The sequence below is a fragment of the Streptosporangium sp. NPDC004379 genome (genome assembly GCF_042873875.1).
GTDB lineage: Bacteria > Actinomycetota > Actinomycetes > Streptosporangiales > Streptosporangiaceae > Streptosporangium.
Genome location: NZ_JBIAMC010000008.1, coordinates 76,792 through 98,635, shown reverse-complemented (window position 1 = coordinate 98,635; position 21,844 = coordinate 76,792). Strand labels below are relative to the sequence as shown.

At 71.2% G+C, this 21,844-nt stretch carries 15 protein-coding genes; 9 read left to right on the top strand and 6 right to left on the bottom strand.

Going from position 1 to position 21,844, the window contains the following annotated elements:
* The first annotated feature begins 60 nt into the window (after positions 1–60).
* Both ACFYSC_RS19080 and ACFYSC_RS19075 read left to right on the top strand, forming a co-directional pair.
* Positions 61–957 carry an aldose 1-epimerase family protein gene (locus tag ACFYSC_RS19080; protein WP_389963001.1) on the top strand — a complete coding sequence of 299 codons (897 nt, stop codon included), beginning with the start codon at positions 61–63 and terminating at the stop codon, positions 955–957.
* Positions 958–966: 9 nt separating this feature from the next.
* Positions 967–1,977, top strand: a complete 1,011-nt coding sequence (locus ACFYSC_RS19075) for a phosphotransferase family protein (RefSeq protein WP_389962998.1) — start codon at positions 967–969, stop codon at positions 1,975–1,977.
* Between the two features lie 12 nt (positions 1,978–1,989).
* Here ACFYSC_RS19075 and ACFYSC_RS19070 read toward each other — a convergent pair whose 3' ends face one another.
* A complete protein-coding gene (locus ACFYSC_RS19070; protein ID WP_389962995.1) occupies positions 1,990–2,502 on the bottom strand; it encodes a GNAT family N-acetyltransferase in 513 nt (170 codons plus the stop codon).
* Positions 2,503–2,727: 225 nt separating this feature from the next.
* Between ACFYSC_RS19070 and ACFYSC_RS19065 the strand changes: the two genes are divergently transcribed.
* Together ACFYSC_RS19065 and ACFYSC_RS19060 are read left to right on the top strand one after the other, a co-directional pair.
* On the top strand, positions 2,728–3,951 hold the full coding sequence (locus ACFYSC_RS19065; protein WP_389962991.1) for an FAD-dependent oxidoreductase: 1,224 nt from the start codon (positions 2,728–2,730) through the stop codon (positions 3,949–3,951).
* Positions 3,952–4,076: 125 nt separating this feature from the next.
* On the top strand, positions 4,077–5,408 hold the full coding sequence (locus ACFYSC_RS19060; protein WP_362944268.1) for a class II 3-deoxy-7-phosphoheptulonate synthase: 1,332 nt from the start codon (positions 4,077–4,079) through the stop codon (positions 5,406–5,408).
* Positions 5,409–5,586: 178 nt separating this feature from the next.
* Here the strand turns inward: ACFYSC_RS19060 and trxA are convergent, their stop codons facing one another.
* The 4 genes from trxA to ACFYSC_RS19040 all read right to left on the bottom strand — a co-directional run bounded on the left by trxA (position 5,587) and on the right by ACFYSC_RS19040 (position 12,141).
* Complete coding sequence (trxA, locus tag ACFYSC_RS19055; RefSeq protein WP_389962988.1) at positions 5,587–5,958, bottom strand: thioredoxin; 372 nt, start codon at positions 5,956–5,958, stop codon at positions 5,587–5,589.
* 46 nt (positions 5,959–6,004) lie between these two features.
* Positions 6,005–7,318 (bottom strand): PQQ-binding-like beta-propeller repeat protein, encoded by a 1,314-nt coding sequence (locus ACFYSC_RS19050; protein ID WP_389962985.1) that lies wholly within the window; start codon positions 7,316–7,318, stop codon positions 6,005–6,007.
* A 259-nt stretch (positions 7,319–7,577) separates the two neighbouring features.
* Entirely contained in the window at positions 7,578–9,359 is a 1,782-nt protein-coding gene (locus ACFYSC_RS19045) for a hypothetical protein (RefSeq protein ID WP_389962982.1), read from the bottom strand.
* 379 nt (positions 9,360–9,738) lie between these two features.
* A complete protein-coding gene (locus ACFYSC_RS19040) occupies positions 9,739–12,141 on the bottom strand; it encodes an ExeM/NucH family extracellular endonuclease (protein ID WP_389962979.1) in 2,403 nt (800 codons plus the stop codon).
* A gap of 162 nt (positions 12,142–12,303) precedes the next feature.
* Here ACFYSC_RS19040 and ACFYSC_RS19035 point away from each other — a divergent pair, with 162 nt between their 5' ends.
* The 5 genes from ACFYSC_RS19035 (at position 12,304) to ACFYSC_RS19015 (ending at position 18,164) form a co-directional block, all read left to right on the top strand.
* The gene (locus ACFYSC_RS19035) at positions 12,304–13,749 is read left to right on the top strand and encodes a pentapeptide repeat-containing protein (protein WP_389962976.1); all 1,446 of its coding nucleotides are present in this window, start codon (positions 12,304–12,306) and stop codon (positions 13,747–13,749) included.
* A gap of 95 nt (positions 13,750–13,844) precedes the next feature.
* On the top strand, positions 13,845–14,522 hold the full coding sequence (locus ACFYSC_RS19030) for a permease prefix domain 1-containing protein (protein WP_389962974.1): 678 nt from the start codon (positions 13,845–13,847) through the stop codon (positions 14,520–14,522).
* A gap of 327 nt (positions 14,523–14,849) precedes the next feature.
* The gene (locus ACFYSC_RS19025) at positions 14,850–16,115 is read left to right on the top strand and encodes an extracellular solute-binding protein (protein ID WP_389962971.1); all 1,266 of its coding nucleotides are present in this window, start codon (positions 14,850–14,852) and stop codon (positions 16,113–16,115) included.
* Positions 16,116–16,307: 192 nt separating this feature from the next.
* The gene (locus ACFYSC_RS19020; protein WP_389962967.1) at positions 16,308–17,213 is read left to right on the top strand and encodes a carbohydrate ABC transporter permease; all 906 of its coding nucleotides are present in this window, start codon (positions 16,308–16,310) and stop codon (positions 17,211–17,213) included.
* 60 nt (positions 17,214–17,273) lie between these two features.
* Positions 17,274–18,164: a carbohydrate ABC transporter permease gene (locus ACFYSC_RS19015; RefSeq protein WP_389962964.1), complete on the top strand. Its 891-nt coding sequence runs from the start codon at positions 17,274–17,276 to the stop codon at positions 18,162–18,164.
* A gap of 106 nt (positions 18,165–18,270) precedes the next feature.
* Here ACFYSC_RS19015 and dnaE read toward each other — a convergent pair whose 3' ends face one another.
* On the bottom strand, positions 18,271–21,834 hold the full coding sequence (dnaE, locus tag ACFYSC_RS19010; protein WP_389962961.1) for a DNA polymerase III subunit alpha: 3,564 nt from the start codon (positions 21,832–21,834) through the stop codon (positions 18,271–18,273).
* Positions 21,835–21,844 lie beyond the last annotated feature (10 nt).

Sequence of the window (21,844 nt, the reverse complement as noted above, 5' to 3'; positions counted from 1 at the left end):
CCGGGCTGCGAAAATGGGGCAGGGCGTCCGCACCGCCCGCCCGACCGAAAGGATCTCCCCTTGTCCCGGCAGTTCACCCTCCGCAGCGGCACCCTGCACGCCGAGATCACCGAGCGGTCCGCCGCCCTGCGCGTCCTCCGCGACGGCGAGCGCGACCTCGTGGTCTCCTGGCCCGCGGACGGGCCGATCCCCTACTACAGCGGCACCCTCCTCGCCCCCTGGCCCAACCGCGTCGGAGGCGCCCGCTACACCTTCGAAGGCGGGGAGTACCGGCTGCCGGTGAACGAGGAGGACCGCGGCAACGCCCTGCACGGGCTGGTCGCCGAGGCCGACTGGAAGGCGGTGGAGTGGCTGTCGGTGGAGGACGAGCACGGGTTCGTCCGGCTCGCCCACACGATCACCCCCACCCCCGGCTACCCGTTCACCGTGGCCCTGGAGGTGCGTTACTCGCTGGCCCCCGGCGGGCTGACCACCACGCTGACCGCCGAGAACACCGGCGACGCCGCCGCCCCCTACGGCTGCGGCCCGCACCCGTGGCTGCTGGCGGGCGACGACGTCGAGCGGTACGAGCTGCACGTACCCGCCGGCAGGGTGCTGCTGGTGGACGACCGGCTGCTGCCGCGCGCGCTGGAGGACGTCTCCGGCACGCCGTACGACTTCACGGTCCCGCGCGTGGTGGGCGACACCGCCGTGGACCACGCCTTCACCGGCCTCACCGCCGATGACTCCGGTCAGGCCACGGTACGGCTGCGCGGCCCCGAGGGCGGGGTCGAGGTGCGCTGGGACGCCTCCGTGCTGCCCTGGGTGCAGGTGTGCACCGGCACCGGCCTCGGCCACCGCGGGCTGGCGGTCGAGCCGATGACCTGCCCGCCCGACGCCTTCAACTCCGGCACCGACCTGATCGTGCTGCGGCCCGGCGAGAAGGCCGAGACCTCCTGGACCATCTCCCCCTGCTGAGGCGGCGTCATGGAAAGCAGAACCAAGCGGCGGCTCACCGGAGCCGACCTCGACGCGCTGGCCCGGCGGACGCTGGGCTCCGGGGTCACCGCCTCCACGGAGCTGACCGACGGCTACGCCAACGCCGTGTGGCGGCTGACTCTGCGCGACGGACGCGAGGTGATCCTGAAGACGGCGCCTCCCCCCGAGATGGAGCAGCTCGGCTACGAACGCCGCCTGCTGCGCACCGAGGCCATGGTCTACCGTCTGGCCGGACCGGCCGGGGTGCCGTGCGCCGAGCTGCTGGCGGCCGACCTGGACGATCCGGTGCTGGGCGGCGACCACCTGTTCCTCTCGGCCCTCGACGGGGTGCCGTGGAACCATGCCGGCCTCGGGGAGACGGACGAGCGGGCGGTGCGCCGGGAGCTCGGCGGCCTGCTGGCCCGGCTGAACGCGGTCACCGGTGACGTCTACGGCTACCCGTACGCCGGCCTGACCGGCGCCACCTGGCGGGAGGCGTTCCTGACGATGACCGGCGCCGTCCTCGCGGACGCGCACCGCTACGCGACGTCGCTGCCCAGGCCCGCCGGGGAGATCTCCGGGGTGATCGCGGCGAACGCCGGCGCGCTGGACGAGGTGACCGAGCCCCGCCTGGTCCACTTCGACGTCTGGCCGGGCAACGTCTTCCTGACGACCGCCGGAGGCCGTCCCCGCATCCAGGCGCTCATCGACCACGAGCGGGCGTTCTGGGGCGATCCGCTGGCCGAGTTCGTCACCCCGACCATCTTCGGGGAGCTGGAGGAGTCGGACGAGATCGTGGCGGGTTACCGGGATGCAGGCGGAACGGTCGCGTTCACCGACGCCGCGCGCACCCGGATCACCCTCTACCGCCTCTACCTCGCCCTGATCCTGCTCGTGGAGGAGGGGCCCCGGCAGTATCCCGAGGAGGAGTACGCCCCGCTCCGCGCCCAGGCGGCCGCTGAGCTGACCGGGGCCCTGGACGCGCTCTCCGGCCGGTCCCCGTCCGCCGTGACCGCCTGAGCGCCTGAGCGCCTAGGAGCGGCGGTCGCGGGCGAGGCGGAACATCTCCGACTCCATGCCGAAGAAGCGCGTGGTACGGCCCTGCGGGGTCATCCCGAGCCGCCGGCAGACGGCCATGGAGGCGTCGTTGTCCGGCTTGACCAGCGCGTACACCTCTTCCAGCCCGGAGGCGAACCCGCGCTCGACCGCGCCCCGGGCCGCCTCGGTGGCGTAGCCGTTGCCCCAGGAGTCGGGGTGGAGGTGCCAGCCCACCTCGACCTCCCCGTCGCCGCCGGGGATCGGCCGGAACAGCACGGTCCCGGCGGCCACCCCGGTGTCACGGACCTCGACCGCCCAGGAGCCGAACCTGCGGTCCCGCTCGTGGAAGGCGTGCCAGCCGTCCACCGCGGGGGCCGCCTCGAAGGTGAAGGGCGGCAGCCAGCGGAGGACCTCCGGCCGGGTGTAGATGTCGGTCATCCGGTCGAGGTCGGCCGGGTCGTGAGTCCACTCGCGGACGATGAGCCGCTCGGTCGCGTAAACAGTCATTCCGGATTTTTATCGCGGCCGGGACGCCGGGTACGTCCCCCGGGAGGACGACCGCACAGCCGCACGGCCGCACGGAGTCGGCGGGTCGGCGGGTCGGCGGGTCGGCGGGTCGGCGGGTCGGCGGGTCGGCGGGTCGGCGGGTCGGCGGGTCGGCGGGTCGGCGGGTCGGCGGGAGGAGGTTTACCTTCGGCCCCGGTCGTGAAACAATTCAATGGGTGATGAATTATGACGGAGAACACGTGCGTGATCGCCGGGGCAGGCCCGGCGGGAGCGACGCTCGCGCTGCTGCTGGCCCGCGCGGGCGTCGAGGTCACACTGCTGGAGAAGCACGGCGACTTCCTGCGGGACTTCCGGGGTGACACCATCCACCCCTCCACCCTGCGGATCCTCGACGAGCTGGGGCTCGCCGAGGAGTTCCACCGGCTGCCGCACCGCAAGGAGCACCGGCTGGTCGTGATGACCGACGACGGCCTGACACCGGTCGCCGACCTGACCCGGCTGCCGGGCAGGTATCGCTACATCGCCTTCGTCCCGCAGTGGGACTTCCTCAACCTGGTCACCGAGGCCGCCGGGCGGTACCCGTCCTTCCGGCTGGTGATGAACGCCGAGGTGACCGGCGTGATCCGGGAGGGCGGCGCGGTACGCGGGATCCGCTACCGCGACGCCGGAGGCGAGCACGAGCTGCGCGCGACGCTCACCGTCGCCGCCGACGGCCGCACCTCCGCCGTGCGCCGGGCCGCCGGACTCGTCCCGAAGGAGTTCGGCGCGCCGATGGACGTGGTGTGGTTCCGGCTGCCGCGCGAGACGTCCGACCTCGACCAGACCTTCCTGCGGCTGTCCAGCGGCCACATCATGGTGGCGATCGACCGCGGCTCCTACTGGCAGCTCGCCTACGTCATCCCCAAGGGCGGTTTCGACGCCCTGCGGGCCGATGGGATCAAGGCGCTGCGCGAGCAGGTCGCCGGTCTGCTGCCGTTCCTCGCCGGCCGCGTCGGGCTGCTGGACGGCTTCGACGACGTGAGCGTGCTGTCGGTCCGGGTGAACCGGCTGCTCCGCTGGCACCGTCCCGGCCTGCTGGCCATCGGCGACGCCGCGCACGCCATGTCACCGATCTTCGGGGTCGGCATCAACCTGGCCGTGCAGGACGCCGTGGCCGCGGCCAACCTGCTGGCCGGGCCCCTCGCCGCCGGGGCCGACATCCCCGAGTCGCTGCTGGCCCGCGTCCAGCGGCGCCGCGTGCCGCCCACGGCGGTCACCCAGCTGGTCCAGCGCGCGGTGCAGGCCGCGCTGATCGGCCCCGCCCTCTCCGGCCGCGTCCGGCCGGCGGGCCTGCCGCGCGACGTCTCCCGCCTCCCGGTGGTCGGCGCCCTCGGCCGCCGCTTCATCGGTTACGGCGTCCTCCCCGAGCACGTGAGGAGCCCGGAGGCGCCCCGTCCCCGGCCGGACTGATCCGGCCTCCCCGGCTTCCCGGGCGGGGTTCTCCCACCCCCGACGTCTCATTTATGACGAAAGCCATCTCATATCTTGGACAAGGGGGTCCGGGAGACGACGCGGTTGCAATAGCCTGGTATGCCGTGAGCATCAACTTCGATTCCTGGCGGCGGCTGCCCGCGGCGCAGCAGCCCGAGTGGCCCGACCGCGACGAGCTGGAGAAGGTCGTCGCCGAGCTCAAGGGGCTGCCGCCCCTGGTGTTCGCCGGCGAGTGCGACAAGCTCAAGGCCGAGCTGGCGGCGGTGGCACGGGGTGAGGCGTTCGTGCTGCAGGGCGGTGACTGCGCCGAGACCTTCGCCGGGGCGACCGCCGACGACGTGCGCAACAAGCTCAAGACTCTGCTGCAGATGGCGATCGTGCTCACCTACGCGGCCAAGGTGCCGGTCGTGAAGATCGGCCGGATGGCCGGCCAGTTCGCCAAGCCGCGGTCCAAGCCGACCGAGGCCCGCGACGGCATCGAGCTGCCCACCTACCGGGGTGACATGGTCAACGGCTTCGACTTCACCCCCGAAGCCCGCGTCCCCGACCCGTGGCGGCTGCTGCGCGCCTACCACTCCTCCGCCGTCACGCTGAACCTCGCCCGCGCCTTCACCCGCGGCGGCTACGCCGACCTGCGCCAGGTGCACGCCTGGAACCAGGACTTCGTGATCGAGTCGCCCGCCGGGAAGCGCTACGAGCAGCTCGCCCGGGGGATCGACCAGGCCCTGGCGTTCATGCGCGCCTGCGGGGCCGACCCGGACGAGTTCCACACCGTGGAGTTCTACTCCTCGCACGAGGCGCTGATCCTCGACTACGACCACGCCCTCACCCGGATCGACTCCCGGACCGGCCTGCCGTACGACGTGTCGGCGCACATGGTCTGGATCGGCGAGCGCACCCGCCAGCTCGACGGCGCGCACGTGGAGTTCTTCTCCCGGATCCGCAACCCGATCGGCGTGAAGCTCGGTCCGACGACCACCCCCGAGGACGCCCTCGCGCTCATCGAGCGGCTGAACCCGGACAACGAGCCGGGCCGCCTGACGTTCATCACCCGGATGGGCGCCGGGAAGATCCGCGACCACCTTCCGTCCCTGGTGGAGAAGGTGACCGCGAGCGGCGCCACGGTGGCGTGGATCTGCGACCCGATGCACGGCAACACCTTCGAGGCGCCCAGCGGCCACAAGACCCGCCGCCTGGACGACGTGCTGAACGAGGTGGCGGGCTTCTTCGAGGTGCACGGCGCACTCGGCACCCACCCCGGCGGCATCCACATCGAGCTCACCGGCGACGACGTCACCGAGTGCGTGGGCGGCGGGCTGGAGATCGTCGAGGACGACCTCGCGCGGCGCTACGAGACGGCGTGCGACCCGCGCCTCAACCGTAGCCAGTCGCTGGACCTGGCCTTCCGGGTGGCGGAGCTGTACCGCTCGGCCTGACCCTCCGCGGTTCCCCCCGGCCGTGCCGCCCCGGTCACCCGGCCCTTCCCGGGCGGCACGCGCGGGCCGTACCCCGTGCCGGGAGGCCGCCGGCGAGACATGTGGTCCGCGCCCGGAGGCGGACACGATGAGAGCCCCGCGGCCGTTCACGGCGCGGGGTTCTCGTGGTGCGGGGGTCTCAGCCCTCCTGGACGCCCATCTCCTTGGCCAGCTCGGCCCGGATCGCCTCCATGTCGAGGGCACGGACCTGACCGATCAGGTCTTCGAGGGCCGGCTCCGGCAGCGCCCCGGGCTGGGCGAAGACGACGATGCCGTCGCGGATGGCCATGATCGTCGGAATCGAGGTGATCTCGAAGCCCTGGGCCAGCCCCTGCTGCGCCTCGGTGTCGATCTTGCCGAACTTGATGTCGGTGTGCTTCTCCGACGACTTCTCGAAGATGGGGCCGAACGTGCGGCACGGCCCACACCAGGCCGCCCAGAAGTCCAGCAGGACGATCCCGTCGTCGGCGATCTCGTTGAAGTTCTGGTCGGTTACCTCGATGGTCGCCACCGGTGGCTCCTCTTGTCGTTCACGTCTGTACGGCTCCCATAACCACCTACCCCCCACCGGACATTCCATGGCGGCCACCGACGCGCAGCGCGGTGACCGCGTGCCTGACGCCCGGCTGCTGGAAGGGCATGACCACCAGGGTGCCGTCCCGATGGTGGACGTGGGCGTCCTCGCCCTCCTTCTCGACCCCGTCCGGCAGCTCGGCGACCGGCGTCGCCCTGCCGGTGGCCGTGTCGATCCTCGTCAGCCTGGCCGCGGGCCCGGAGTAGCCGCCCACCTCCAGAACCAGGAGGCCCTTCTCCCCCGCGTCGCCCTCGACGAACGTGATCCTGTTCTGCCCGATGCCCGAGGACTTCCACAGCCGCCTGCCGGTCGCCAGATCGAAGGCCAGGACGTCGTTGCGGCTCTCGGCGAGGCTCTTCCCCCGCACGGGGGCCGCGGCGAGATAGAGCGTGCCGCCTCGCACGGCCGCGCGGAGCTCCTCACGGCCGTGCTCCAGGTACATCGTCCTGTTGAGCCGCAGGAGGTCGACCTCCTCCCCGGTGCCGAACCTGCGCGCCTTTCTGCCCCGGTCCTCCAGCACGAGGATGGACGCCTCGTCCGCGCCGTCCCAGGCGGCGACCACCGGGTCGGCGGAGAGCAGGTGCTCGGGCCCCTCGTGGATGCCCGCGACCCGCTGCCGCCCCGTGACGGCTCCGGTTCTCGCGTCGAGGACCACGATGGCGTCGCCTCCCTCCGTGCAGCTCAGGCTGACGGCCACCTGGGCGGCGGAGGCGAGGGCGTCCCGGGCCGCACACGGTGACGAGATCGCCCGCCGCCACGCCCGCCCGCCGTCGGAGAGCCGGTAGGCCGCCACCTCCTCCCAGGTCCGCACGACCACCAGGTCGCCCGAGAGCAGCAGGGTAGGAGGGAAGATCCCCCTGTCGTTCTTCGCCGGGGGCATCGGCGGGATCGCTGTCTTCCAGGCGATGCGGCCCGTCCCGGCGTCGATGCCCACCAGCCTGTCGCAGACCTTCCCGGTGCCGTGGGCGGCGGCGCCCCTGCCGCCCGAGAGGCCGTGGGTCGCCGCGCACATCTCCCCGCCGGGAGACGGGATGCCCCAAGCCCGCTTGCCGGTCCCCAGGTCGTAGGCGAGCAGGCCGTCCTTCTGCACGCGGACGGCGGCCTTGTCGCTCACCCAGGTGCCGAGGGCGATCGAGGCGTCGGTGCCGATGACCTCGGTGCCCTCCGTGGTGAAGGGGACGCGCCATTCGCCGTCCCCCAGGCCCCCGCTTCCCGATCCGAACCCGCCGGAGACGAGCCAGGCGGTGCCCGCGCCGATGCCGAGCAGCACGACGAGGCCGAGCGCCGCCAGGAGCACGGTCCTGCCCGTCCTCCTCGGGACAGGCGGAGGAACGGGGTGCGCTCCCCGCGGCTGCGGGGCCTGGTACGGCCCGGGGCCCCGCGGTGGGTACGGCGGCGCGCCCTGCGGCGGGTAGGGTCCGGGACCCTCCGGTCCCGGCGGGTACGGCCCGCCCGGCCACGGGTACGGCTGCCCGCCGTACCCGCCCGTCCGTTGCGGCGGGTGCGGCCACCCCGGCGGCGGGGGGTTGCGGTCGTCGGTCATCCTGCTCTCCCCGTCAGCCGAGCCGGCCGCGGACGTAGTCGGCCCACTGCCGCTGGAACCGGTCCTCCTCGACGCCCAGGACCTTCCGCATCGCGTCCTGGGAGCGGCCGTCGCGGTAGGAGGCCGTGACGAACTCGACGAGCCTGCGCTCGCCGTACCTCTCCGCGATCATCCGCGACGCGAGGTGGCCCATCAGGTAGTTCACGCTGGTCATCCCCTTGGCGTCCCAGGAGACGTTGTCCGGGATCCGACCGGTGAACGGCTGGGAGAGCCGCCCGGCGAGGTAGGCGCGGCCCTCGTCGTAGCGGACGTCGGCGGTGATGGGGCTGCCGCGGTTGGCCACGTACTCGGCGAAGCCCTCGACCATCCAGTTGTCGAGCCCGAGGAAACCGGCCTTGCCGCCGTCGAGGCTCGCCAGCGCCGAATGCGTGAACTCGTGGCGGAAGATCTCCCGGATGCCGCCGACGGTCCCGAAGAACGCCGAGGCGGTGTCCACCACGACCCGGCTGCCTCCGATCGGCAGCGCGTCGACGCTGCTCTGCCAGGTGAACATGGGGATGGAGACCCCGGCCTCGTGGGCCTTCTCCTTGCGGAACAGACCGCCGAGCTGTTCCCTGCCCTTGACCAGCGCCGCCACGAAGCCCTTGGGCACATCCCGTCCCCGCCGGCCGTTCTTCGCCAGGAACGCGAGGTCGTCCGCGGCGGCCCGTTCGGCGATCGGGGCGATCCGCCTCGCCTTGGCGGCCAGCGACGGCGGGGCCAGCATGACGACGTGCGGGGTCCTGACCATCGAGACGTCGGACCAGACGTCCCACGGCCCGGGGTAGTAGACGGTCCTGGAAGCACCGCCCACCGGCGCCGGGGCGCCGCCCACCTTGGTGACCACGATCGGGGCGCCGGCGGCCCGCCGGGAGACGGTCCAGCGGTACCACTCGGAGACGGGTTCCAGATCGATCCCCTTGAACCGGTGGACGAAGGCGACATCGAGGTTGAACGTCACGCCCCGGCCGAAGCTGTCCTGTGCACGTCCCTCCTGCGCCAGGGTCCGGTAGGACATCTCGGTGATCGGCAGCTTGCGCAGGTTGTTGAAAAGCCTGGTCTGCTGCTGGACCAGCGCCGTGTTCTCCTGGTCGAAGATCCCGGTGTACGCCTTGAGGTCGCCGTCGTTCAGCGCCGCGGTGTGCCCCTTCAGCAGTGCCTCGACGTCCTGCTTGGTCACCGCCACGGAGGCCGGGTCGGCGGGCGCCGTCTCCTCGGCGGAGGGCCCGGAGCGCTTCCCCGTTCCCAGCACCGTGCCCACCACGATCCCGGCCCCGACCGTCACCAGGACGGCGAGGAGGGCGAGAGCGATCCACAGCCAGGTCCTGCGGCGGCGCGGCGCCGGGGGGCCCGGCGGCTGCTGCCCGCCCGAATACGGCGCGGAGGGCTGCTGCCCGCCCGGCTGCCATTCCAGGGGCCCCTGCCACTGCGGATCCGACTGCGGGCCGGGCTGTCCGTACGGCGGACCGGGCGGAGGGGGTTGCCCGTACGGCGGGCCGGGCTGAACGGGCGGGGGCCGTTCGCCCCACCGGGACGGCGCGGGCCCCTGCGGAGCCTGCGGCACCGGCGCGGGCTGCGGCGCGGCAGGAGAAGGCAACGCGACGGGGGAAGGCGACGCGACGGGCGAGGGCTGCTGCGGCTGCTGCGGGACCGGCGGCGCGTCGGGTGCGGGCGACTGCCCGCCAGGCTGCCACTGCGCGGGCCCCTGCCACTGCGGGTGTGGCGGATACTGCTGGTTGCCCGGCCCCGTAGTCACATTCGCCCCATAGACACCAAGAGTTATAGACCGCCCCAAACCATAGCGCCGATCCCGAACCCCAGAACCACGAATCCCCCGTCGCCTCCGCGTGGAGGCGACGGGGGATTTTCACGCGACGCGCAGCGTCACCATGAACCCGCTCGGGGGCGCCGCTTCCTGGGCTGAGGGACGCCGCGAGGGGCGCCGGTGTCTGGACTGAGGAACGCAGGAGCGGAGCGACGAAGTGACGAGGGAAGACACCGGGTCAAGAGCCCCGAGCCGCGACGCGCAGCGTCGCAATGAATACAGAACGACGAGGGAAGACACCGGGTAAGAGCCCCCGAGCCGCGACACGAAGTGTCGCCATGAGTAACAGCGTCGCCATGAGTGACAGCTGCTAGGGCTTTCCGCCGGGCAGGTCCAGCCCGATGATCACCGGGTCGTGGTCGGAGGAGCGGAACGCGTCCGGCCGGTAGAGGCTCGGCGGGTTGTACTCCGTGTTGTAGTCGAGCATGCGGCTCTCGTCCGAGTTGATGTGCCAGATCGTCGCGCCGGTGACGCGCTTGAGCAGGCTCTTTCCGGCCAGGGCGTGGTCCAGTTCGCCGAGCTTGCCGCCGTAGAGGTAGCTGTAGCGGTCGGGCGCGGGGATGAGCTTCTTGGTCACGCTGGTCAGACCGCCGGCCTCCAGCGTGTGGATCGGGTCCTCCTCGCCGTAGGAGTTGAGGTCGCCGAGCACCAGCGGGTTGGGCAGGTCGAGGCTGCCGATCAGGGCCAGCGTCGCCTGCGCCTGGCGGATCCGCTCGCCGTTGTAGCAGCCCTGGCCGTCACCGGTGTCGGCGTCGGGCCCGATGGCGTCCTCGTCGCAGCCCTTGGACTTGAAGTGGTTGACGATGAGCGTGAACGGCTGGCCGCCCTGGACCCGGCGGAACGTCTGGATCAGCGGGGGCCGCCGGTAGACGGGGTCGGTGGAGGAGAGCGCGGGACCGACGGGCTTGAGCCTGGCGGGCTTGTAGATCGCCGTCGCGTGGATCAGGTCGGTGCCGGGGGTGGGATTGGCGAGCGCCGCGTAGGTGCCCGCGCCGACCTCGGCGTTGAGCGCGTCGACCAGCGCCTGGACGGCGGTCTGGCCGTTGTTCTGGACCTCCATCAGGCCCACCGCGTCGGCGTCCATCCCCTTGAGGGCGGCGACCAGCTTGGCGAGCTGACGTCGCTGCTCCTCGGCGGTGGTGGCGCCGCGCGACTTCAGGGTGGTGAACCAGTTGAGGGTGTTGAAGCTGGCCACCTTGACGTTCCCGTGGACCGGGGACGGCTTGGCCTGGCGCGGGGCGGCCGGGGCGAACTCGATCGGCGCGGTCGGCTGGAGGCGGTAGACGCCGAAGCCGTAGCCCAGCACTCCGGTGACGCCGGTGGCGGTGTCGCCGAGGCGGACGACCCGGGGGTCGGTGTAGGGGATGACGGCGGGGTTCTCCTTGGTGGAGCCGTCGTCCACGAGCAGGCTGCGGCGGGCGTCGCGGGCGGCGTCCACGCCCCGCCGGTCGGTCGGCTGGAACACCCGGCCGTCGGCGGAGACGGTGACCTCGCCGTAGCGGCCCAGGTTGTAGTGGTCGGTGAGGGTCAGCTTGTCCGGGAAGGTGACGAGCACGCTCTCAAGCGGCTCGAAGGTCTTCCCCTCGGGCAGCGGCAGGTGCTGCCCGGCGGGCCGCACGCTGCCGGTGCCGCAGACGTCGACGGCGGTGACCGGTGACAGCTCGGTCCAGCCGTTGTACTCCACGACCTTGCCGGTGACCAGCACCCGGTCGCCGGGCTTGACGTCCTTGAAGGAGTCGCGGGCGTAGGCGTAGAGGCCGTCGGAGGTGGCGGGGTCGTCGTCGGGGGTCGGGTCCTGGAGGAAGAACCCGCCGAGCTGGTCGGCTCGCTGGAAGTCGCCGGTCACGATGCCCTCGACGCGGACGGTCCGCCCGGCCAGCGGGCTGACGTCACCGCTGCCCTGCACCTCGGCGATCTGGTGGGTGGCCGGGGTCTCGCACGGCTCCCCTGTCGGTGTCGGCGTCGGCGAGGAGGTCGGGCTCTGCGACGGGGTCGGGCTCACCGTGGGGCTCGCCGTCGGGGTGGCGGTGGGGTCGGGACCGGGGTCGCCGCAGGGCGCCGGGGTGGTCGCCCGGTTGCGCGGCGCGGGGGCTCCGGTGGCCACGTCGGCGGCGTTGGCGTCGGTGTCGGCGCAGCCGTGGTCGCCGCGCAGGCCGGCGAGCGTGCCGGAGAGGGCGGGGGCCGGGGCGGAGCCCTCGAAGTAGTTGGCGGTGCCGTACCCGACGAGGTCGGCGATCAGCGCCGTCTGCTCGACGGTGCAGGGGGCGGAGCCGCCGTTGCAGGCCAGGCCCTCGGCCGAGCGGACCAGGACGACCTTGCCGGCGCTCGCGCTCAGATTGATGGCGCCGGTGCCGTCGGGGTCGGGCAGCGCGGCGCCGGTGGAACCGCCGGCGAGCCGGATGAGGTGGTACTGACCGGGCGCCAGCGTGCCGGCCAGCGGGACGGGCGAGTTGGCGCCGAAGGTGCCGGTTCCGGTGGCGCTGCCGTACTGCACGGACCAGCCGTCCAGCGGGACGGGCGCGGAGCCGCGGTTGAACAGCTCGACGAAGTCGTTGGCGTACGGCGCGCCGCTGTTGCCGCCACCGCCGTAGACCTGGCTGATGACGACGGTGCCCGGCGCGGCCAGGGCCGGGGCGGTGGTCAGGACCGCCAGACCGGACACGGCGAGGCCGCCGGCCATGAGGGCCGCGGCCACTTTGGTTGAAGGACGCATGACCGGGAGCGTAAAGCCACATGTATCGCTCCACACGTACTTATGAGTAGATAGAAGGTGAAATTACATAATCTCGATACTTTGTGGAGGTTAACCGGCGGCGATCATGGCGCACTTTGCCATAGATCTCGCTTTGGCCCTCTTCATGGGTATGAGTCGGTCATGAGAAGCCTGGACGTGGGCTGGGCCACCTGCGCCGCCCTTCACGGATGCACCGGATCGGCGCGGCAGCCCTACGGGCGCTGCCTGGTCCACCTGGACGCCGACGAGCTGGCCGAGGTCCTCGGCGGCCTCTCCCCCGGCTCCCCCCTCGACCTCCGGGGCACCCGGATCGAACCGGAACTCCTGGAACGGGTCCTGGAGGCCACGCGCGGACGCCCGGGGCGGGCCAGGTTCGACCGGGCGGTCCTCACCGGGGACGCGCGGTTCGGCGGCGTCGTCTTCGGCGGGGACGCCTCCTTCGACCACGCGCGCTTCCACCGCCTCGCCTCCTTCGTGGACGCGCGCTTCACCGGGAACGTCTCCTTCCGCGGGGCCGGATTCGCCAGGGAACTGTCCCTGCACGGCGTCTCCGTCGCCGGGCACGCGGCGTTCGACCGGGTCTCGGCGGGCCGGGACGCGCTGTTCGGCGCCGCCGCCTTCGGGCGCACCGTCTCCTTCGAGGGCGCCGAGTTGCACGGCTTCACCAGCTTCGACGGCGCCAGGTTCGCCGGGGACGCCGTCTTCCGCGGGTGCCGGTTCGACCGGGCGGTGTCGTTCCGCAGGGCGGAGTTCGGCGGGCTGGCCGGGTTCGAGGGGGCACGGTTCCGGGAGGGCGGCTCCCTGACTCCCACCGCCGCCGGTCGCGGCCTGTGCCTCGCCGGGGCGTGGACGGGCGGCGGCCTGGACGTCGCGGCCGCCGGCTGCCGGGTGGACCTGCGGCGCCTGCGGGCGGCCGGGCGGCTGGCCGTACGGCTCGACGGCGCCGAGGCCGACCTCACCGGCGCGACACTGCTCGGCCCGGCCAGGATCGAGGGGCGCGCCCGGCCCGGTGACGGGAACGCGGGAGGCGCCGGGGGCGGCGGGCGGGACGCGACCGCGCGACGGGTGTCCGTGGGATACGGCGCGGCCCGGATGACCTCGCTCCGCGGGCCGGACCGGACGAGGCCGCCGGGTACTCCCACGACCGGCCGGGTGAGCTCGCTGCGCGGGGTGGACGCCGAGGCCCTGGAGCTGGTCCGGGTGGACCTCGGCGCCTGCGGTCTCGCCGGGGTCCGCCGCCCGGAACGGCTCCGGCTCACCGGGTGCGCCTTCACCGGGGCCCCGCGAGGCGCGCGCCTCGCGACGCGCGGGTGGCCGCGCCGGCGCGCGCCGATCTCCGGCCCCGCCCGCGGGATGGCGGGAATGCGCCACGTCGCCGTCGCGGCGTCCGCGCACTGGCTGCTCGGGCCGCGGTGGGCGCTCGGCGGGAACGGCCCGCGGACGAACCGGATCATGGGATGGCTCGCGCTGGTCACCGCCGTCACGGTCGCGAGCCTGCTGGCCGGCATGGTCTCGCATACCGCTCACCGGCCCGTCCCCGCACCTCCCCCAGAAAGACATTCCATGACATTCCAGGGTTACCCCTGATGCGCATCCCCGGATATGGGGCCAGGATGGATCATGTACAGCTATGCCGGTCCCCGCCCGGGACCGCTTTTTCCGAAGACCACGATGGAGTGAGGATGGCGAACGCCGGAGTCATCGACGACTACGTGACCCGGCTCGGCCGCACCCTCAAGGGTCCGCCCGGCCCCAAGCGGGACATGATCACCGAGGCTCGCGACAGCCTGGTCGACACCGCCGAGGCGCTGGAGGACGGTGGTCTGGACCGGGCCGAGGCCGAGCGGGTCGCGGTCGAGGAGTTCGGCGGGATCGACGAGATCGCCCCGGCCTACCAGGAGCGGCTGGCGGTCTCGGCGGGCCGCAGGCTGGCGGCCCTGCTCTTCGTCAGCGTGCCGCTCACCTGCCTCATGTGGGGCGTGATCTGGAAGTTCTTCCCGGGCGACCCGGCCGGCTACGTCTCCAGACCGGGATGGTTCGGGCCGGTCGCCCGCGCCGTGGACCTCATCCAGGTGTTCGTCGGCCTGCTCGGCGGGGTCGCGCTGTTCGCGCTCGGCCGGGGGCTGCGCAGGCTCCGCCGGCCGCGGTTCGTCATCAGGTCGCTCGCCGCGCTGGTCTGGGTCATGCTGCCGACGGTCGGCGTCCTGTCGCTGGCACTGACGTACGGCTCGCACAACGCGGGCGGCTTCCCCGTCTACGGAACGGCCGCCGCGCTGGTGAGCGACGCGCTGTCGCTCGTACAGCTGTACGGTGCGGTGCGATGCATGAGGGTCACCCGGCGCCGGCTCGCCATCGCCTGACCCCGCGCACCCGTTCACGACCCGCCCGCCCGCATACACGCTCGGCCGGCCACGGCCCGCCCGCGTGCCCGGTCCCGCGCTGACCGCACGCCTGGAGCGCCGGTCGTGTCCGTCCTCGATTCTCTGCGTCGAACGCTCTCCGCCCTGAACGCTCCCCCGGTATAGACCAGTTGGCGTGGCCGTCCCGCCTCGTTGTGAATTTGATATTTGCTGGTATAGACCGGCCCCCCGGTTCCGGTTTACCTTGGCGGAGCCGTACACGAGGGGCGCCTGCCCGTTCCTCACTGCCGGTACGGACCAGCCCCCCAATCCCAAGGTGGTAACCGAATGAACAAGAGGATCATCGGCGTGGCCGGCGCCGGCGTGGCCGCCGTGCTGGCCCTGTCGGCCTGCGGCTCGGGCGGCGGCGAGAGCGGCGGCGGGGAGAAGGCGGCCGACGGCTCGGTGACGCTGAAGCTCGTCGCCGCCGACTACGGCGGCGGTCCCAGCGCGCCGGACAGCGGCGACAAGTTCTGGAAGGGCGTCGTCGACGAGTTCCAGGCCGCCAACCCCAAGATCAAGGTCGACGTCCAGGTCATCAACTGGAACGACATCGACAAGCAGGTCGCGACCATGGTGCAGAACGGGCAGGTGCCCGACATCCTGCAGACCGGTGACTACTCCGGCTTCGTCAAGGACGGCCTGCTGTACAAGACCGACGAGATCCTCTCCTCCCAGACGCAGTCCGACCTGCTCGCGAAGTTCGCCGAGTACGGCAAGGTGGACGGCACCGCCTACGGCATCCCGTTCGTCTCCTCCGCCCGCGCCCTGTTCTACAACAAGGCCCTCTTCACCAAGGCCGGGATCTCCGAGCCGCCCAAGACCTGGGACGAGCTCAAGGCCGACGCCGAGAAGCTGAAGAAGGCCGGGGTGTCCCAGCCGTTCGGCCTGCCGCTCGGTCAGGAGGAGGCTCAGGCCGAGTCGTTCCTGTGGTTCATGGGCAACGGCGGCGGCTACAAGGACGCCTCCGGCAAGTGGACGGTGAACTCGCCGCAGAACGTCGAGGCGTTCACCTTCCTCAAGGGCATGGTCGACGCCGGTCTCACCACCCCCAACCCCGGCACCAAGGACCGCAAGAAGGTCTGGGAGGACTTCGCCGCGGGCAAGGTCGGCATGGTCAACGGCGGCCCCATGTCCATCCCGATCTTCGAGAAGGGCGGCCTGACCGACTTCGGCGTGGCCCCGATCGCCGGCAAGACCGGTCCGCTGGACACCACCCTCGGCGTCATGGACTGGATCATGGCCTTCAACAAGAACGGCCACAAGGAGGAGATCAAGAAGTTCTTCGACTTCTTCTACTCCTCCTCGGCCGTGCAGAAGATCAGCGACACCTACAAGCTGCTGCCGGTGACCACGTCGGGCATTGAGAAGCTCTCCTCCGACGAGAAGCTCAAGCCGTTCCTCGACGCGCTGCCCAACGCCACCTTCTACCCGTTCACCGACCCCAAGTGGTCCGAGGTGAACACGCAGATGAAGCAGACCGTCGGCAACGCCGTCACCGGTGACCCGGCCCAGGTGCTCGGCGCGGTCCAGAAGGTCGCCGACGCCGGCTAGTTGTGCTGATGATGCTCGCGCCCCTCGTGAAAGACGGGCCGGCGAGGGGCGCGTCGGTGCCTGGAGTGACGAGCGCCGGGAGCGCAGCGACCAGAGCGAGGAGGGAAGGCACCGACCCTCAAGCGCCCCAAGCCGCGGCGCGCAGCGCCGCCATCGACACAGCGAGCCCGCCCCCTGTTAGAGAGCGAAATTATGCAGCAGACGTCCACCCTGAAACGGGTGATCCGTGCGCTCGGTCCGCTGCCCTGGATCGGCCCGGCGGTGGTGCTGATCGGCGTGGTGGTCGTGTGGCCGGTGGTCACGATGATCCAGTCATCGTTCCTGAAGATCAGCCGGTTCGGCGTGACCCAGGGTTCCAACGGGCTGGACAACTACACCAAGCTGTTCGACGAGCCCGACTTCGGCGGAGTGATGTTCCGGAGCCTGGTGTGGGTGGTGGCGGTGGTCACCCTCACGGTCCTGATCTCGCTCGCCCTGGCCCAGTTGTTCAACCAGCGCTTCCCCGGCCGCCGCATCGCCCGCTGGGCGATGATCGCGCCCTGGGCCGCGTCGGTGCTGATGACCGCGATCATCTTCAAGTGGATGCTCGACCCCGAGGTCGGCCTGATCAACATGATCCTGCGCGATCTCGGGCTGCTCGACGCGCTGGGCGGCGTGGAGGCCGACCCGCTCGGGCGGGCCTCGACGGCGATGCCGTGGCTGGTGGCCGTGGCGGTGTTCGTGTCGCTGCCGTTCACCACCTACGCGTTGCTGGCCGGGCTGGCCACGATTCCGGGCGACGTCTACGAGGCGGCGCGGATGGACGGCGCGTCGCGGTTGCGGACCTACTGGTCGATCACGCTGCCGCTGCTGCGGCCGGCGCTGACCGTGGCGGCGCTCATCAACGTGATGAACGTCTTCAACAGCTTCCCGATCATCTGGGCGATGACCCACGGCCAGCCGGGCTACTCGACGGCCACGTCCACGATCTTCATGTACATCCTCAAGGGGACCGACATCGGCGAGTCGGCCGCCATGTCCGTGGTGAACTTCGGCATGGTGATCGTCCTGGTGGCGATCTTCCTCAGGGTCAGCAAGTGGAAGACCGAGGTGTCCTGACATGTCCGCCATCGAGGCCGCACGTCCGGCGGCGGGGGCTCCGCGTTCCAGGGAGATTCGATGACCGCCACCGAAACCGCGCGCCCGGCGGCGGGCGCGACCGCCCGCCGTACCGCGTCCCCGGCCCCCGCACGACGGCTTCCGAGGATCAGGACGGTGCTCGTCGCGGCGACGGCGTACCTGGTCGCGTTCATATTCCTCTTCCCCTACCTGGAGATGGTGCTCACGGCGCTGCGGCCGCAGGAGGAGCTGCTCAAGGCGTCCTATCTGCCGACCGTCTTCGCCTGGGAGAACTTCACCGCCTTCTGGTCCGGCGGGCTGGCGGGCAACCTGCTGGTCACGCTGCAGGTCGCCGCGGGCTCGACGGTCCTGGTGCTGCTGGTGGCGCTGCCCGCGGCCTACTACACCGCCCGGCACGCCTTCCGGGGCCGTACGGCGTTCCTGGTGCTGGTGCTGATCACCCAGATGTTCCAGCCGACCGCGCTGCTGGTCGGCATCTACCGGGAGTTCTTCCAGTTCGGCATGGTCGACTCGATCTGGTCGCTGATCCTGGTCAACGGAGGCTTCAACCTCGCCTTCGCGGTGTGGATCCTCAACGCCTACTTCTCGTCGATCCCACGTGAGCTGGAGGAGGCGGCGTTCATCGACGGCAACGGCCGGTTCGGCGCGCTGTTCCGGGTCACGCTGCCGCTCGCGGCGCCCGGCGTGGTCACCGCGCTGATCTTCACGTTCATCGCCGCCTGGAACGAGTTCGTGGTCGCCCTGACGCTGACCACCACGCCGGAGCGGCAGCCGCTGACCGTGGCGCTCAACTCGTTCATCGGCCAGTACGAGGTGGACTGGCAGAACCTGTTCGCCGGATCGGTGATCGCGACGATCCCGGTCATCATCCTGTTCGCGCTGATCGAGCGGAAGGTGGTGGGCGGTCTCACGGCCGGGTCCATCAAGTGACGCCGTCCCGGCACCGGGACAGGGCCGGGGACATCGGGACGGAAGGCCCCGCCGGCGGAGCGGTTGGCCGGGCTCGGCCGGGGTGCGGCTCGCGGCCGGGCCCGGCTCACGCTCCGCCGATCGCTTCGGGGCCGAGCAGCGCCTTGAGGTCACCGTAGAACGCCGGGCCGGGCGTGATCTGGAAGGGTTCGAGGTTCATCAGGACGCTCTTGGTACCGGAACGACGCAGGAGCATGTGAACCGGGGTCCGGCCGGGGTGGGCGGTCAGGATGTGTCTGAGCTCCCGGACGAGGCTCAGGTCCACCCGGCTCTCGTGAATCGAGATCACCACCGGGGATCCGATGTCGTTCCGGGAGAGGTCGATCAGGGTGATCTCCTCGGCGTAGACGCTCGTCGTCTCTTCGCGGGTGTTGATACGGCCCCGTACGGAGACGACGCGGTCCTCTGCCAGGGTTCCGCCGTACAGGGTGTAGGTCTTGGGGAAGACGAGGCACTCCACCGCGGCGTCGTGGTCTTCGAGGGTGACGATCGCCCAGGGGTTTCCCTGTTTGGTCACCTTGCGCTGCAGACCCGAGATGATCCCGGCCACCCGCACCGGTCCGTCCACCCGGCCGGAGGCCAGGAGGCCGGCGATCGTGGTGTCACGATGGGTCTCCAGGATCCGTTCGGTCCCGTCCAGGGGGTGGGAGGAGACGTACAGGCCGAGCATCTCCCGTTCGAAGGTCAGCAGTGTGCCCCGGTCCCACTCCTCGGCGGGTATCGCGGCCGAGAACGCCCCGCCGGAGCCGTCGCCGGGCGCGTCGAAGACACCGAAGAGGGAGTCCTGCCCCTGGGCCTGACGGCGTTTGACGTCGATGACCGCGTCGACGGCCTGCTCGTGGACCATGACGAGGGCCTTGCGCCGGTGGCCGAGACCGTCGAACGCGCCGGCCTTGGCCAGCGACTCGATGACGCGCTTGTTGCAGACGACCGGCGGCACCTTGTCCAGGAAGTCGTTGAAGTCGGCGTAGGCGCCCTTCTCCCGGCGGGCTCCGACGATCGCCTCGACGACGTTCGCGCCGACGTTGCGGATCGCGCCGAGCCCGAAGCGGATGTCCCGGCCGACGGCGGTGAAGTCCAGCTCGCTGTCGTTGACGTCCGGGGGCAGCACCTTGATGCCGAGGCGGCGGCAGTCCGAGAGGTAGACCGCCATCCTGTCCTTGTCGTCACCGACCGAGGTGAGCAGCGCGGCGAGGTATTCGGCGGGATGGTTGGCCTTGAGGTAGGCCGTCCAGTAGGACACGACGCCGTATCCGGCGGTGTGGGACTTGTTGAAACCGTAGCCGGAGAAGGGGACGAGGACGTCCCAGACGGCCTTGACCGCCTCGTCGGAGAAACCACGCTCCCCCATGCCGGCGGAGAACTTGCCCCACTCGGCGTCCAGGACCTCCTTCTTCTTCTTGCCCATCGCGCGGCGCAGCATGTCGGCGCCGCCGAGGGAGTACCCGGCGAGCCGCTGGGCGATCGCCATGACCTGCTCCTGGAAGACCACCAGGTGGTAGGTGTCGCCCAGGATCGGCTCCAGCGCCTCTTCGAGCTCCGGGTGGATCGGCTCGACCTTCTGCCTGCCGGTCTTGCGCAGCGCGTAGTTGGTGTGGGCGTTCATCTCCATCGGCCCCGGCCGGTACAGGGCGTTGACCGCGGCGATGTCGGTGAACACCGTCGGCTGCATCAGCCGCAGCAGGACCCGCATACCGCCGCTGTCGAGCTGGAACACCCCGAGCGTGTCACCGCGCGCCAGCAACTCGTAGGTCTTCCGGTCGTCGAAGGGGACCTCGCGGATGTCGATCTCGATGCCCTTGTTGGCCTTGACGCCCGCGATCGCGTCGTTGATGACGGTGAGGTTGCGCAGCCCGAGGAAGTCCATTTTGAGCAGGCCCATCTCCTCGGCCTGCGTGAAGGGGAAGGCGGTGATGACCGGGCCGTCCTGCTTCGGCTTCACCAGGGGAAGCACGTCGATCAGCGGCTCGGACGACAGGATCACACCGGCGGCGTGGACACCGGTGCCGCGGGTCAGGCCCTCCACCCCCATGGCGGTGTCGATGATCTGCTTGACGTCGGGCTCCTCGGCGTACATCCTGCGCAGTTCGGCGGCCTCGCCGTGGCGGGGGTGGCTCTCGTCGCCGATGGCCGCCAGCGGGATCTCCCTGCCGCCGACGGCGGCGGGGAATGCCTTGGTGATACGGTCGCCGAGCGCGTACGGGTGGCCCAGGACCCGGCAGGCGTCCTTCACGGCGGCTTTCGCCTTGATCGTGCCGAAGGTGACGATCTGGCACACCCGATCGTCTCCGTACTTCTCGGTGACGTAGTTGATCATTTCGTCCCGGCGACGGTCGTCGAAGTCCAGGTCGACGTCGGGCATCGTGATGCGCTCGGGGTTGAGGAAGCGTTCGAAGATCAGCTTGTGCTCGATCGGGTCGAGTTCGGTGATGCCCGTGCAGTAGGCGACCATCGAACCGGTCGCCGAACCCCGGCCCGGGCCGAGGCCGATGCCGTTCGCGCGGGCGTGGCGGCAGATGTCGGCGACCACGAGGAAGTAACCGGGGAAGCCCATGTCGTCGATCACCGACAGCTCATGGTCCAGGCGGTCCAGGGCCTCCCGCGGCGGTTCCCCCCTGTAGCGGCGCCGCGCACCCTCCAGCGCCTCCTCGCGCAGCCAGGAGGACTCGGTCTCGCCGTCGGGGACGGGGAACTTCGGCATCAGGTCCCGATGGGCGAACACGTCGCCGTAGTCACCGACGCGTTCGGCGACGAGGAGCGTGTTGTCGCACGCGCCCGGGACCTCCGCGTCCCACAGCGCCCGCATCCGCTCGGCGGTCTTGATGAAGTAGCCGCTTCCGGAGAACCGGAATCGGTTGTGGTCGGCGAGTCGCTTGCCGGTGCCGATGCACAGGAGCGCATCATGCGCCCCGGCCTGGTCCTCGGTCACGTAGTGGGAGTCGTTGGTGGCCAGGGGCGGCAGGCCCAGTTCCCTGCCCAGCCGGAGCAGGTCGTCACGGACGCGGCGTTCGACGGCGATGCCGTGGTCCATCAGCTCCAGGAAGTAGTTCTCCCTGCCGAAGAGGTCGCGGTATCCGGCGGCGGTCTCGACGGCCTTGTCGTACTGGCCCAGCCGCAGCCGCGTCTGCACCGCGCCGGAGGGGCAGCCGGTCGTGGCGATGATGCCCCCGCCGTACTCGGCGAGCAGTTCGTCGTCCATCCGGGGGTACTTCTGCACGTGGCCTTCGAGCCAGGCCCGGGACTGGAGGCGGAACAGGTTCCGCAGCCCTCCGGCGTCGGCGGCCCACATCGTCATGTGGGTGTAGAGACCGCGGCCCGAGACGTCGCCGCCTTCGCCGGTGGCGTCGTCGGACCTGCGCAGCGCGAGATCGTCGCTCCAGTACACCGCCTCCTTGCGGAGCCGGGAGGCGGGTGCGACGTACGCCTCGATGCCGATGACCGGCTTGACGCCCGCCTTGTTCGCCGAGCGGTGGAACTCGTACGCGCCGTGCACGTTGCCGTGGTCGCTCATCGCCACGGCCGGCATCCCCTGCCGGGACACCTCCCGCATCAACAGGTCGATCTTGGCCGCGCCGTCGAGCATGCTGTACTCGGTGTGCACGTGGAGATGCACGAAGGAACGCACCGACATCCACATCCCC

Coding starts and splice junctions, on each gene's coding strand:
- ACFYSC_RS19075 (WP_389962998.1), top strand. CDS start 967: ATGGAAAGCAGAACCAAGCGGCGGCTCACCGGAGCCGACCTCGACGCG.
- ACFYSC_RS19070 (WP_389962995.1), bottom strand. CDS start 2,502: ATGACTGTTTACGCGACCGAGCGGCTCATCGTCCGCGAGTGGACTCAC.
- ACFYSC_RS19065 (WP_389962991.1), top strand. CDS start 2,728: ATGACGGAGAACACGTGCGTGATCGCCGGGGCAGGCCCGGCGGGAGCG.
- ACFYSC_RS19040 (WP_389962979.1), bottom strand. CDS start 12,141: ATGCGTCCTTCAACCAAAGTGGCCGCGGCCCTCATGGCCGGCGGCCTC.
- ACFYSC_RS19035 (WP_389962976.1), top strand. CDS start 12,304: ATGAGAAGCCTGGACGTGGGCTGGGCCACCTGCGCCGCCCTTCACGGA.
- ACFYSC_RS19030 (WP_389962974.1), top strand. CDS start 13,845: ATGGCGAACGCCGGAGTCATCGACGACTACGTGACCCGGCTCGGCCGC.
- ACFYSC_RS19025 (WP_389962971.1), top strand. CDS start 14,850: ATGAACAAGAGGATCATCGGCGTGGCCGGCGCCGGCGTGGCCGCCGTG.
- ACFYSC_RS19020 (WP_389962967.1), top strand. CDS start 16,308: ATGCAGCAGACGTCCACCCTGAAACGGGTGATCCGTGCGCTCGGTCCG.
- ACFYSC_RS19015 (WP_389962964.1), top strand. CDS start 17,274: ATGACCGCCACCGAAACCGCGCGCCCGGCGGCGGGCGCGACCGCCCGC.
- dnaE (WP_389962961.1), bottom strand. CDS start 21,834: ATGTCGGTGCGTTCCTTCGTGCATCTCCACGTGCACACCGAGTACAGC.